Annotated in this window: 11 protein-coding genes and 1 pseudogene; 6 read left to right on the top strand and 6 right to left on the bottom strand. The window is 45.9% G+C overall.

Annotated features, from left to right (window positions below; translation table 11 throughout):
- Nucleotides 1–909, top strand: coding sequence for an ATP-dependent DNA ligase (locus B9N86_RS04475; RefSeq protein WP_208917955.1), 909 nt, complete (start codon nucleotides 1–3; stop codon nucleotides 907–909).
- A gap of 2 nt (nucleotides 910–911) precedes the next feature.
- Nucleotides 912–1,808 carry a non-homologous end-joining DNA ligase gene (ligD, locus tag B9N86_RS04470; RefSeq protein ID WP_208917954.1) on the top strand — a complete coding sequence of 299 codons (897 nt, stop codon included), beginning with the start codon at nucleotides 912–914 and terminating at the stop codon, nucleotides 1,806–1,808.
- A 235-nt stretch (nucleotides 1,809–2,043) separates the two neighbouring features.
- Here the strand turns inward: ligD and B9N86_RS04465 are convergent, their stop codons facing one another.
- Nucleotides 2,044–3,237: an SPL family radical SAM protein gene (locus tag B9N86_RS04465; RefSeq protein WP_208917953.1), complete on the bottom strand. Its 1,194-nt coding sequence runs from the start codon at nucleotides 3,235–3,237 to the stop codon at nucleotides 2,044–2,046.
- A 418-nt stretch (nucleotides 3,238–3,655) separates the two neighbouring features.
- On the opposite strand from B9N86_RS04465, the gene B9N86_RS04460 reads away from it, so the two are divergent.
- On the top strand, nucleotides 3,656–4,546 hold the full coding sequence (locus B9N86_RS04460) for a DUF2167 domain-containing protein (RefSeq protein WP_208917952.1): 891 nt from the start codon (nucleotides 3,656–3,658) through the stop codon (nucleotides 4,544–4,546).
- Nucleotides 4,547–4,807: 261 nt separating this feature from the next.
- Here the strand turns inward: B9N86_RS04460 and B9N86_RS04455 are convergent, their stop codons facing one another.
- Complete coding sequence (locus B9N86_RS04455) at nucleotides 4,808–5,770, bottom strand: YitT family protein (RefSeq protein WP_425298570.1); 963 nt, start codon at nucleotides 5,768–5,770, stop codon at nucleotides 4,808–4,810.
- A gap of 159 nt (nucleotides 5,771–5,929) precedes the next feature.
- Nucleotides 5,930–7,360: a cardiolipin synthase gene (gene cls / locus B9N86_RS04450; protein WP_208917951.1), complete on the bottom strand. Its 1,431-nt coding sequence runs from the start codon at nucleotides 7,358–7,360 to the stop codon at nucleotides 5,930–5,932.
- A gap of 229 nt (nucleotides 7,361–7,589) precedes the next feature.
- On the opposite strand from cls, the gene B9N86_RS04445 reads away from it, so the two are divergent.
- A complete protein-coding gene (locus B9N86_RS04445; RefSeq protein WP_208917950.1) occupies nucleotides 7,590–8,558 on the top strand; it encodes a M23 family metallopeptidase in 969 nt (322 codons plus the stop codon).
- A 22-nt stretch (nucleotides 8,559–8,580) separates the two neighbouring features.
- Complete coding sequence (locus B9N86_RS04440) at nucleotides 8,581–9,000, top strand: bactofilin family protein (protein WP_208917949.1); 420 nt, start codon at nucleotides 8,581–8,583, stop codon at nucleotides 8,998–9,000.
- A 150-nt stretch (nucleotides 9,001–9,150) separates the two neighbouring features.
- Here the strand turns inward: B9N86_RS04440 and B9N86_RS04435 are convergent, their stop codons facing one another.
- Together B9N86_RS04435 and B9N86_RS04430 are read right to left on the bottom strand one after the other, a co-directional pair.
- On the bottom strand, nucleotides 9,151–9,924 hold the full coding sequence (locus B9N86_RS04435; RefSeq protein WP_208917948.1) for an ABC transporter permease: 774 nt from the start codon (nucleotides 9,922–9,924) through the stop codon (nucleotides 9,151–9,153).
- A complete protein-coding gene (locus tag B9N86_RS04430; RefSeq protein ID WP_208917947.1) occupies nucleotides 9,917–10,828 on the bottom strand; it encodes an ABC transporter ATP-binding protein in 912 nt (303 codons plus the stop codon). Before B9N86_RS04430 ends, B9N86_RS04435 begins: the two co-directional genes overlap by 8 nt.
- 598 nt (nucleotides 10,829–11,426) lie before the next feature.
- Here B9N86_RS04430 and B9N86_RS04425 point away from each other — a divergent pair.
- Nucleotides 11,427–11,627: pseudogene (locus tag B9N86_RS04425) on the top strand (helix-turn-helix domain-containing protein); the annotation flags it as partial.
- A gap of 148 nt (nucleotides 11,628–11,775) precedes the next feature.
- On the opposite strand, the gene B9N86_RS04420 reads toward B9N86_RS04425, so the two are convergent.
- The gene (locus B9N86_RS04420; protein WP_208917945.1) at nucleotides 11,776–12,711 is read right to left on the bottom strand and encodes an LCP family glycopolymer transferase; all 936 of its coding nucleotides are present in this window, start codon (nucleotides 12,709–12,711) and stop codon (nucleotides 11,776–11,778) included.
- Nucleotides 12,712–12,834 lie beyond the last annotated feature (123 nt).

Below are 12,834 nucleotides of genomic sequence, written 5' to 3'. Positions count from 1 at the left end.
ATGAACGGTTTAAAGGATTATCTTCCTAAAGAGCCCATGGCGCCTATCGTGACGGAAACCATTCCATCAGGCAGCGAGTGGGGATATCAATTGAAATGGGACGGTGTTCGTATCCTGTCACTCCTTAACGGGGGAGAAGTATCGCTGGTTTCTCGTAAACTGTTGAACAAGACAGCGCTGTACCCCGAAGTTGTCTCATCCCTGTCAGAGCTGAAGGAGCAACGTCTGATTCTGGACGGCGAGGTTGTGTATTTCCATCCGGAGCTTGGCCGTCCGGTCTTCCAAAAAGTTCTGCAGAGGGAGCGATCGCGTGCCATCAGCACGAGCGCTCCCCTATTTACGTATGTTCTGTTTGACATATTACTTGACGGTGACCGCGACATGCGGCAATTGCCTTACATTGAACGCCATCAGCGGCTGCAGCAGATTGTCGCCAACAAGCCAGGTCTTCTCGTCGCAGATCTGTTCAACGATGGTGAGAGTTTATGGAAGTGGGCTGAGGACCGGGGCTGGGAGGGGATTGTAATCAAACGATTATCCTCTCCCTATCGTGAGGGAAAGAAACATCAGGACTGGTACAAGAAAAAAATTGCCATACGATTAAAAACGGAGGCGATTGCAATGATTATCCGGGAAGGGCGTGTCGCCAGTCTCGTCTTGGCAGGCGATGACGGGTCCTACATCGGGAGAGCCTCACTAGGGCTGAACGAGCAGACCAAGCGGCAGCTGCTGCACTACGCAGGATTACATTCAGGCAGTGCATGCTGGAAGGAATTGCACACCGATTTAAAAAAAGAAAAACTCGCTTGGCTCAGTAAACCGTTGACCGTTGAAGTAACGTTCCTGGAGTGGAGCCAGGACGGAATGATGCGTCATCCCAAGCTACTCGGAATTCAAGGGTTGGGTTAACCATGAGAAAACAGATCAAAGGCACACTAACCATCGAAGGCCAAGAGATCCAAATTACGAATCCCGACAAACCGCTGTGGCCCGAGGTTGGAATTACGAAGGCTATGTATTTTCAGAAGCTTGCCGCGCTGTCCCCATACTTGCTCCGCTACTGTCGCGGAAGACTTCTCACAACAATCCGCTATCCACACGGTGTGCCAGGTGAGTTCTTCTATCAAAAAAATGCTCCGGAGCCGACCCCGCCATTTGTCAAAACGGCCATACATGAAAATATCAATTATGTTCTGCTGGACGGGCTTCCCGAGCTGCTGTGGCTTGGCAATCTTGCCGCGCTTGAGTTTCATCCGTCCCTGCATTATGCCAATAGTACACTTCCATGCGAGTGGATGATCGATCTCGATCCCTCGCAGCCGGAAGAGCCGAGAATCATGGAAGCCGCAGCTATCGTTGGCAGTGTACTCCGTTCACTTGGTATTTCATCCGTACCGAAGACATCAGGTGCCACGGGCGTGCAGATCATCGTACCGATCCCGGAAGGGATGACATTTGACGAGCTTCGCACCATTGGACAATTCGTCGCCCAATATGTCACCGAGAAGCATCCGAAGCTGTTCACGATTGAAAGGCTGAAGAAAAACCGCGGCGATAATATCTATTTTGATTACCTTCAGCATTACAGCGGAAGAACGCTTGCAGCACCCTATACACCGAGGGCCCGGCCACTTGCCACCGTCTCCACCCCGCTGACCTGGGAAGAGGTGTCTCAGAATGTTTCACCTTCAGACTTTCATCTTCTCAATATCGTAGAGCGGCTTCAAGAGAAGGGTGATTTGCTAACGCTGCTCCCTCCTCAGCCGCTCGAGCCCATACTGCGTCACTTGTCGTCCAAACGAAAATAGTTCTAGAAGTGCGTGTTCAAAAAGGTCGGTTTTCAGCACCGAAGCTTATGCTTCCGATGTGCGTTTTTTCAAAACGCTTGAGTTGGATGAAGCTAGGAACTGAGGAGCGGAGCGTACGTTTTGGGTACGTGAGCACTGGAAGGACCGGCTGAATTCAAGATTCGATGCCGAGCCCACTTCCTGATTCACTTCGTGATCAAAAGCGGACTTTTTGAACAACCTCTATAAAGGATATCTAAAAAGGAAACGACAACTGCTCGATCTCCGGCGTCAGTTCCTCTTGCTCTACCGGGCTCGATGGAATCGGAAGTTTGCCCCTGCGCTTGCCTTCTGTCAGTGTCGGGGCAAAATCCGCCGTGTTTTTGTCGTTACTGTCACGCGGAAACTCAAAGTCACCCGACTTCTCCAAGCCGGACAAGCTTGAACCAGATCGTTGACCTTCCCTGGCCTTTGATAGCTGATCCTCCCCTGTCTTAATTGTCGAAACCGCCCAAGGTGCCTCATTCTCTGCAATGGGGCCAAACTGATTAGAAGCCCTGCCTCCACGTCCACTGGACATGCCGGTCAGCTCATACTTCAACAGCAATTTCTCTGCCAGCGTTTTGAAAGAGGCAACATAGCTATCTTCGGCGTAAGCCGATCCACTATACAACTTGGTATACAACGAAACGACCTCTGGAAATTGATGTCTTAACGTCTGCATGTACCAGTCCTTCACATCGCGAGACAAACGCAATAAAGAAATCATCGCAAAATCCGCACCTGCCTCCTTAGCAGCATAGAGCAGTTGATTCATCTGCTCCTCACGATCCGTCAGAAACGGCAGTACCGGCGCTGCGAAGATTCCTGTCCGAATCCCATGCTGTGATAAACGCTGCACAGTCTCCATTCGTTTAGCCGGATGAGGCGAAGCTGGCTCCAATTTATGAATTATATTATCATCCAGTGTGTTAATGCTGATATTGACCGAGACTTGATCCATCCGGGTCAAAATATCCAGATCCCGGAGCACAAGCGGCGACCGGGTCGTAATGCTCGTGGATATGCGATATTTGGCTAACAGTTTAAGGCATTCCCTGGTAATCTCCGTCTTGCTCTCAACAGGTTGATAAGGGTCTGTAGCTGTGCCAATTGTCACCTGACCGATATGTCGGCGGACCGCTTCGATATCATGACCGAATTTCCTCGCGATAACGGCCAGCTGTGCCTCCAGCGCTTCAGCAGCATTATTTTTTATGAAAATATGGTGCTGAAACTCATCTTGTGCCCCCATTCCAATGAACGATTGAAACGCCCTGGCGTAACAAAAGCTGCAGCCATGCGCGCACCCACGATAAGGATTGATCGACCAATCAAAAGGCATCTTCTCCTCTTTCACCCGGTTCAATGTCTGTTTGGCCGTTATCTTTTCGTATATTGTTTTGGTCATGAGCTCATCCCTCCTATTTCACCCTCAACAACATCAAAATACCATGTCCAAGTGTATTAGATGATTACAACAAACATATGTTCTTATAAACAAGTTATTTGGATTAAAAAGGATGTTTAGCATGGGAATTTCCGATCATTTTATACATATATTTCAGAATACAAACCACTTTCATACGACATTTTCTGCATGAAACTGACAATTTTCTATCATGTAAATGAAATACAAGACAATTTCATCACTCATTTTGTCCTATTACACCCGAAATGCAATGATATAAATTACCCTCTTATACGAATATAAGAGTATATTTATGAAATAATCCGTCAAATAATCCTGATATGGTATATATCGGTAAGCTGTGATATGATGTGCAAAGTTTTGGGTTGACCTATTATAGATATTGGAGGATGTATTGGTGAAACGAATTTTTAGCTTATTGATTGTACTGATGTTAGCACTCCCTACCGTCGCAGGAGCTACCGGAAGCGGTATTACCCCGGTAGAAGGCGGGGATGGTGTTAAGGTCGAGATCGGAACTGTAGGAACGCTTGATCTCGGTAAAGATTTCTTCTATCTGAATAAAGAAGACGTTAAAAAGTTCTCAACAATGCAGGGAAACATCCTGTCAGGGCAGGAGGTTGCCGGTATTGGTCCGATCGAAGATCAAGACTGGTTTGTATATTTTGACTATGTTGATTCGGGTCATATCAAAAACGCAGAGAAGGAAAAGATCAAGCCGGACAAACTTCTTAAGCAGATTAAAGAGGGCACCGAAGCACAGAACGAAGAAAAAGCTGCCAGCGACCATATTTTTGTTACGGGATGGGATGTTGAACCATTCTATGACCATAGTACAAAAAACTTGACCTGGTCTCTTTTGCTGGAGAATGCTGAGAAAAAGCCATTTGTAAATTATGAGGTAAGGCTGCTTACCCGTGAAGGTTATATTAGCGTTGTGCTCGTTAGCGATTCCGAAAACCGCAAAGAAGCGGCAGCAATTCTGTCCAATGAGATTTTACCGAAATTTTCAGCTGTTCAAGGAGAGCGTTATGAGGATTTCGATGAGTCCACCGATAAGGTTGCCGAGATGGGCTTAACCGGTTTGATTCTCGGAGGTGCAGGTTTGGCTGTTGCCAAGAAGGTCGGCCTCCTGCTATTGCTCAAAAAGTTTTGGTATGTAATCGTTGCTGTCATTGTCGGAGTATTCAATTGGCTACGTAAGAAGACACGCCGCAGCAAGGACGAGACTCAAGAGACTTCTTCTACAACGCAGGAAACGCAAGGTCCTGATCATCCAGTCTCATAATTACATTCAACAACAAACCGCTCCAGAATACCGGAGCGGTTTGTTTATTATCCCCTTATAGATTGAACTAAAGATATAGAAGAACTTCAACGGAGAAGGCGGAATTATTCTGGAGAAACGACAGAGGTCGCCTTTGTCCCCGGATTTCAACGTTATATAAATACATAAAAGAAATCTGGGGGCAACAGCGATCGGAAGAATAATCCGCATTCGTAGTGATGCTTCGGCTAATAATTTTAAGTCTCATTCTTCTATAGCACTTTAGTGAATATCTTTCTTCTTGAAACGGCCGCCCTTCACATCGTGAATGTTACCAACCGCAAGAAACGCTTGGGAGTCCCAGTCTTCAACGATGGATTTCAGCTTCGCTTCCTCAAGCCGGGTAATGACTACAAAAATAACCTTCTTGCTGTCACCGGTATAAGCACCTTCCCCATCCAGATAAGTTACACCTCGACCCAGACGCTGAGTGAGCGCATCGCCTATTTCCTTATACTTCTCGCTTATAATCCATACCGATTTGGATTGATCAATACCTTCGATCGTAATATCAATCAATTTGAAAGCCAAGTAATACGCAATGAGAGAGTACATCGCATGATCCCAACCAAAGATGAAGCCTGCACTGCCGAGAATAAAGAAGTTAATGAACATGACGATTTCACCGACAGAGAACGGTGCTTTTTTGTTTATCAGGATGGCTACGATCTCTGTGCCGTCAAGCGATCCGCCCGAGCGGATAACCAAACCGACGCCGATCCCGAGTATAACGCCGCCAAAAACAGCAGCCAGAAGCGGATCAATGGTAAGCGGGGACACCGGATGAAGAAAGTAAGTCCCTACCGACATAACCAAAACGGCGAAAAGTGTGGACAACGCAAACGTTTTGCCGATTTGCTTATACCCCATAAATAAGAAAGGAAGATTGAAGAGTGTGAGGAAAACGCCAAGTGGTATTTGGGTGATATGCGAAACCATAATCGAGATTCCAGTAATTCCACCGTCGATAATACGGTTCGGCACGAGAAATATCTCCAGACCGACGGCCATCAATGTTGCTCCAAGCGTCAAAAATATAAACCGGCGGAGAAGTCTTGCTTGGAGTGATCTCGAGGTTGGCTTTTCCGGCTGTGGCTGTTGTGTTGGTTGCATTTGCGGCTGCGACTGCTGTTGAGATTGCGATGACTGCGGCGGTTGTGATAGAACATTTAATTCACTGGACATAAAATTCCCCCGATCATTTTGCAATAAAGCCAAGTGTATATTTATAAGCTTTATTTATATATTTATTTTAACACAAAATGAAAGGGGCGATATACGGAATTCCAAGATTAAACAGATCGCAACGCTTAATCATTTATTTTTCACCGTTTTAAACATCGTTTATAGCAATGGAGACAGCATTCTACTTAATATTTCTGTAACCTTCTGCAGCCTTCCCCGTTCGTGAAATTTCTGGGTATCAATCAAACCACTATTGCGCAGATCCTCCTCAAAATCGGAAACTAAACGCTTAATCGGCTCCTTATCGAACAGAACAGCAGTCAGCTCGAAATTACAAAAAAAGCTTCGCATATCCATATTCGCCGTGCCAACGGAACCAATCAAATCATCAACGATCAGCACCTTTGCATGAATAAACCCTTTTTTGTATTCGTAAAATCTTACCCCTGCCGTCAGTAGATCTTCCACGTAAGACAGTGAAGCCAGCTTAACAAGACGGGAATCCGCCTTGTCCGGAATAATAATGCGCACATCCACACCGCTGACAGCCGCCGTCTTGATTGCTTCGAATAATCCTTCGTCCGGAATAAAGTACGGTGTAGTAATCCAAATCCGTTCCTTAGCCACCGAGATGGAGCCGAAGCACATTTCCTGAATCGCGTTCCAGGTCATATCAGGTCCGCTGCTCAATATCTGTACCTGTTCTTCACCCGTACAGTGGTGTTTGGGAAACAGACTCAGATCTACAATCTTCTCCCCTGCGGCAAGCTTCCAGTCCTGAAGAAAAACATTCTGCAAAAAATAAACCGCGTCCCCCTCCACTTCCAGATGCGTATCCCGCCAGTAGCCCATTTTCTGATATTTCCCTAAATAATCGTCGCCGACATTAATACCACCGAGAAAGCCCACGATTCCGTCAACGATCACGATTTTCCGGTGGTTCCGGTAATTGATTCTACGATTTAACACCGAAATCATCGCTGGAAGGAAAAAATGAACCTCCACCCCCGACTCTTTAAACCGGCGTACAAACGAATTTTTTAGCTTGTAGCTGCCCAGTCCGTCGCAAATAAGGCGTACCTTGACGCCTTCCTTGGCTTTACGGATCATCACATCCTGAAACTTCGTCCCGATCGTGTCATGACGAAAAATATAAAACTCAACGTGGATATGATCTTTCGCCTTTTCCATGGCCTGAAGCATAGCCGCATATGTCTCCTCTCCATCGGTCAAAACCTTGCTTCGGTTACACCCCGTGATAGGACTTTCCGAAAGATGGTTCAGCAAATTGAAGAGGCGGAGATTATGATGGAATTCGTCATTATGCATGTCTGATGCTTGCTGGACCACGGCTGCTTTTTTCCACAACTGCTCCTTAATCTCCTGAAACAGACGTGTTCCCCGGTTACGAATCTTCAGACGATGCTGATAGTCTTGAGCCATGAAAAAATAGAGCACAAAGCCGACCAGCGGCAAACAAAATAAAATAAACAACCACGCAACGGTCTTGGACGGATTTCTGAATTCCAGCAACAGCACCGCAGCCATTTGGCATATGAATGCGATAAGTGCAAGCAGAAGCCACAGCATACCGGCAGCCCCCTAACTTAGAAAAAATATGGATAACTACATCATTGACCATTCAATTATGTATTTATTCAACACATACCCAATCAGCAACAAGAATGAACACTACCATCATCTTCTTCTAATATTTATGACATGTTTCTCGCAAAAGTAGAATACATAGAGAATAAGGATCCGTCCAACTCTTTTATCGTTACCTTTGCTGCACATAGAAATAATGAAAGGGGATGCCATGAAGAACAAGCGCCGGAAACAACGTATGACCTTGCTGGTGCTCCGCGATGCCCAGCACTCGGTCAAACAGGTTCATTTATCCAAGCCATTGATGATCGCTGTACCCGCTGCTGCAATCCTTTCTATATCGAGTCTGATTGTTTCCATGCAAATCAACTCTGCGCGTACGATTTCGGAGCTGGAACAGCAACTTACACTCAAAAGCTTGGAATCGCTCAAAATGGAAGTTACCGTTACCAACAAAGAAGAAGCGATTGAGCGGCTGAATAAAGCGATTATCCAGCTCTCTAGTGAAGCCGCACAGACCAAAACACAGATGAAGCGGGTAAAGGAACTGGAGCTTGAGCTGCAGCAGTTCATCCAAAAACACGGCTCTGCTGGAGAGGAGACGTCCTCTCTGTCTCTGGACAGCGGCAATGTCGGAGGGGAGTATATTGCTGTTCATGAGAACGAAATGCTCGATTTGGCTGAAGAAACGAAAGATGATTTTGAGGCCATACAGGACCTGATCAAGACGATGGAGAGCCATATTCCCAAGACGCTGGATCAGGCCGTTGAGACTCAAAGTAAACGTGAAGGAAATCCAACCCAGTGGCCCACGCTCTCCAAGCGCCTTACCTCCAGTTTTGGTTATCGACACGATCCGTTTAACGGACGGTCCGCCTATCATGCCGGAATCGATATCGCTGGGGAGCGAGGTGATCCAGTATTTGCCGCTGGTTCAGGCACTGTAACTACAGCGGAACGAAGTGGTGTACGAGGATTGTACATCGTTGTACGTCATCCGAACGGGCTCGAGACATGGTATATGCACCTCGACAGCCTAGATGTTCAGGCCGGAGATCAGGTTGGGCAAGGCGAACGTATTGGCAGGCTTGGGAACACAGGACGCAGTACCGGTCCGCATCTTCACTTTCAGGTCGTCAAAAACAACCAGACCGTAAACCCGCTGCCGTACGTTCAATAAAAGTGATAAGGAGGTTTTTGGTGTGAAAAAGTCTAAGAGAAAAAAGTTTTCATCTGCGGGCACTAGCACACTTATCAGTCAGGGCAGCCATGTTGAGGGTGCTCTGAACTGCGACGCAGATCTGAGGATCGATGGAAAATTTAATGGCACCATTGAAAGCCAGGGTAACGTGACCATCGGTGAGAGCGCAGTTGCACGCTCCAACATTTCAGCCAAAGAAGTGATCATAGCGGGTAAGGTGTACGGCGATATCGCAGCCGAGGGTAAGCTGACCATCACCCCAACCGGACAAATGCATGGTGATGTCATTGCTTCATCTCTTATTATTATGGAGGGCGGCGTTCTTAATGGGGCGAGTCACATGGAGAGTCCGGCGGCTGGCATTGAGCCTACCAAGTCAGCTCTTGAGACGGTACCCATGCAAAGACCCGAAGCAGGGTAACGAAATATTAATCCACTCTCCTCACGGTCTACCGGGGCCCTGCGGGGTCATTCACGGTGCCATACACATTCAACCTAAAGAGCCCCTTCGACAGCAAATCTGCCGAAGGAGCTCTTTTATCTTACCGGAATAATAACGACCTCTAAAATATCATGCGGAAACATCTCTTTTGGAGAAAGCCCACCAGGATACAAGCGCAAATATTAAACAATACCCGACTAACACAGCGATAGAGAATCCGATCCCGACCCCGCCGGGCCCAACAGATGAATGAATGTAATCGCTGAGATCAATATGGAGAAACAAAATATATTTCGCCCACTCATATTTTTCGGGGTTTAACAACAAGCCGAACAAATCCTTCGTAAACAACATGAGCATCGATAATCCGATAGCAAGACTGCTGGAGCGAAAAGCGGTGGAAATCATGAAAGCGATAAGCGCAATAACGAACAGTTCAATGTAATCGGTCAGTAGCAGGAGCGCCGAAGCTTCCATACCGGCCCCTTCCGAACTCAAGGAGATCGCAGACTCACCGGAGAATAACAACGCCGACGATAACATGCCAACAACCGCCACGATCATCGTCCCAAGCAGGGAGAATAGAATCAAAGCCAGAAATTTGGACATTAAGATCTTTCCCCGGCTCCAAGGGCGGATTAACAGGAGCTTGATTGTGCCCCACGTAAACTCCCCCGCCACCATATCTGCGGCGATAACTACTGTAAATATCGTGTTCAGCATAAAGGTAAAACTCTCTGTCCACGTAAAGGATGTCCAAAGATCCATTGACGCTCCGGTTAAGTACATGAGAACGGGCATAAGCACATTAAAAGCGGCCAGAATCCCGATCATCACCCATGTGCGGACTCGGCTGTATATCTTCATATTCTCATTGGCGATAAGCTTAAAAAAATCAGTCATGGCTTTCACTTCCCGTCATCTCCAAAAATTGATCCTCAAGCGATGTGGTGATTGGCTGTATTCCATACACCTGAACACCGCCACGCACAAAGTCTGCATTGATCTCAGCAATCGCATTGCGGTCTCCACGGATAATAACCCGGTTTCCGTGCACTCTGTGCTGAAAGGTTTCCAGCAGCTGAACAGCTCGCGGAACATCACTTACTTCGAAGGCTGTTTCCTCGAATGCCCGTTCTCCTTCTGAAGTACGCAGCTGCCGTATATCGATCAGCTTGCCGTTTTGAATGACGCCAACCGTATCACACATAAGCTCCATTTCGGACAGAAGGTGGCTGGAAACGAATACCGTTGTTCCCTCTTCACGGCTTAATTTGCGTAAATAGTCGCGAAGCTCCCTGATTCCCTGCGGATCAAGTCCATTGGTTGGCTCGTCCAGTATGAGCAGCTTCGGCCGATGCAGCAGTGCTTGTGCTACGCCTAATCTTTGCCGCATACCGAGGGAATAGGTTTTCACTTTATCGTGAATCCGGTCCGTAAGTCCGACTAGCTCTACCACCTCGTGAATACGCTGTTCTGAAATGCCGGGCATCATCCGAGCATAATGGACCAAATTTTTATAACCTGTCAAGAACTTATACATTTCCGGATTCTCAACAATTGCGCCAATTTGAGAAGAGGCCTTTTCATAGTTCTCACGGATACTATGCCCCCCGATGAGAATATCCCCTTTCGTAATCGACATCAAACCGACCATCATCCGGATCGTCGTTGTCTTCCCCGCACCATTCGGCCCCAAAAAGCCAAATACCTGACCTGCGGGAATGTCCAGAGTAAGATCCTGGACCAATGCCTTAGATGCGATTATTTTCGTCACACCCATCAGCCTTACAAGCGGTTCCTGCATATGTTATTTACTCCTTTGCAACTGTCATAGCTTATACCATAGCTTCAATATAATCCCTTTATAGTAACACACTTTCCTTCCTGAGTGTTGCCATTAGCGATGACTGGAGTGGGGGTATCCTTGAGCAATCCGGGCAAACCCCCATGGGGATATCATATTTGAAAAAACCAGTTCGAAACAAATTTCCACCTTCCGTAAGAGACACAACTCGACAACAACAGATACAGTACATTCTCAATTCATTCATACCTAACAACATCCTCTCCTATGGAGATACCTGTCAGTGATACAAAATGTATCTATAAATGGAATGTATATAATCTTGAAAAGTTTGTCAACAAAAAATAGATATTTTCTCATATTTTAATGGTTCTACTGTATCATACTAACACTAGATAGCACCCGCATTTTGACGCAATGTGAGATCCTTTGTCGAAGTGCTTATGCGCTGTATAGATACATTTTGTTACATTTTTGAAAATAGGATACAAGCTGTATTGACGTAAACGTTAATTTGCGATACATTTTGTATCATGTAAGCGTTAATTATGTTGCTATTTGGAATTGAACCATGATTTAAGGGAGGTGGAGATGAACGTTGTACGGACATCGAATCGCAGAACTGCGGGAGAACAATGGGTGGACTCAAGAAGAACTTTCAGAGGCGATTGGCATTAGCCGGGCATCATTATCACATTATGAGAAAAACCGCAGAAAACCGAATTTAGAAACCTTGACACGGCTCGCCGATAAATTCCACGTCTCCATTGATTACATTATCGGAAGAAGGAATCCGCCCCAGTCCAAATCCGTAAAGAAGGCTTTAGAGCTAAAAGACTAATTGATCATTTGTCTTCCAGACTTACTCTAAAACAAAGTACCCCCTCTGCGCTGCTAAAGGGGGTACTTATGCATGAATCCAAATAGAGTAAATATACATAGGAGTGTTACTGTATATGAGCTTTTAACAAGGCATTCATCCTGTTTCTTTCCTCTTCTTCGACCATATAATACCAAATCCCATTAATCTTTTCGCCGTAGCCTTTAACTTCTACCTGCTCGATCTTTTCCAGCTTCGTACGATAATCCTTCATGAATGTTTTCATTTCCTCAAATGAAATATCAGTCTTAACACTTGCGCCTATTTCATCAAGAATATCTTCCAGCTTGAAAACAGTAGATATCTTTAAAGCTTTGTCGATTAGCTCTCTCAATATTTCTTTCTGCCGCACATTGCGTCCCAAATCTCCTCTGGGATCCTCGTATCTCATACGTGAAAAGGCAAGAGCTTCTTCCCCGTTCAAGGTTATTTCCCCTTTTGCAAAATGATAACCTGCATAGTCAAATTGTAATGTATTCATAACATCAACTCCCCCCAAGGAATCGATGATTCGTGAAAATCCTTCCATATCGACTTTAATGTAATAATTTATTGGGAAATTCAAAAAATCCTCTACCGTGCGAATCGACATATCCACGCCGCCAAAAGCATATGCATGATTTATTTTGTCAGTAGTTCCATGTCCAACGATAGTTGTACGGGTATCTCGCGGAATATTGAACATCAATATGGATTTCTTGGCTGGGCTCACCGCGAGTAATATCATAGCATCTGAACGCCCTCGATCATTGGGTCTTTGGTCGACTCCAAGAACTAGAACGGTAAATGGGTCAAGTCTATCAGGATTCACCGGTTCCCTTGGTTTAACCTGGGCCTTAACATCAGCCGTAGCATTAGCAGGAAGAGAAGGTAAGGGATCCCTTTCTTCATAAATATGATCAGCCGTTGTCTTAACCAATTGATACATGTATACACCGTACCCTGCAACAAGTATTAGAAGGAATGCTAGCAGCCAGGCAGTATATTTCAATTTTTTAGACATCCAATTACCCTCCTGCAGTTCATGAACCAACCCGAAGTTTGATCAAAAGGTATCCTTCGTCCCGAACATCACCCTGAAGGTTTTCCCTACAATAAATACTCAACTGTCCATTTACGGTACAAT

Origin of the sequence: Paenibacillus uliginis N3/975, assembly GCF_900177425.1 — a bacterium.
GTDB lineage: Bacteria > Bacillota > Bacilli > Paenibacillales > Paenibacillaceae > Paenibacillus_AQ > Paenibacillus_AQ uliginis.
The sequence above is the reverse complement of the archived record's forward strand: the minus strand, read 5'-3'. Positions and strand labels throughout refer to the sequence as shown.

Bases quoted from the DNA above. Each gene is read 5' to 3' on its own strand.
- B9N86_RS04475 (WP_208917955.1), top strand. From the start codon at position 1: ATGAACGGTTTAAAGGATTATCTTCCTAAAGAGCCCATGGCGCCTATC.
- ligD (WP_208917954.1), top strand. From the start codon at position 912: ATGAGAAAACAGATCAAAGGCACACTAACCATCGAAGGCCAAGAGATC.
- B9N86_RS04465 (WP_208917953.1), bottom strand. From the start codon at position 3,237: ATGACCAAAACAATATACGAAAAGATAACGGCCAAACAGACATTGAAC.
- B9N86_RS04455 (WP_425298570.1), bottom strand. From the start codon at position 5,770: ATGTCCAGTGAATTAAATGTTCTATCACAACCGCCGCAGTCATCGCAA.
- cls (WP_208917951.1), bottom strand. From the start codon at position 7,360: ATGCTGTGGCTTCTGCTTGCACTTATCGCATTCATATGCCAAATGGCT.
- B9N86_RS04445 (WP_208917950.1), top strand. From the start codon at position 7,590: ATGAAGAACAAGCGCCGGAAACAACGTATGACCTTGCTGGTGCTCCGC.
- B9N86_RS04435 (WP_208917948.1), bottom strand. From the start codon at position 9,924: ATGACTGATTTTTTTAAGCTTATCGCCAATGAGAATATGAAGATATAC.
- B9N86_RS04430 (WP_208917947.1), bottom strand. From the start codon at position 10,828: ATGCAGGAACCGCTTGTAAGGCTGATGGGTGTGACGAAAATAATCGCA.
- B9N86_RS04420 (WP_208917945.1), bottom strand. From the start codon at position 12,711: ATGTCTAAAAAATTGAAATATACTGCCTGGCTGCTAGCATTCCTTCTA.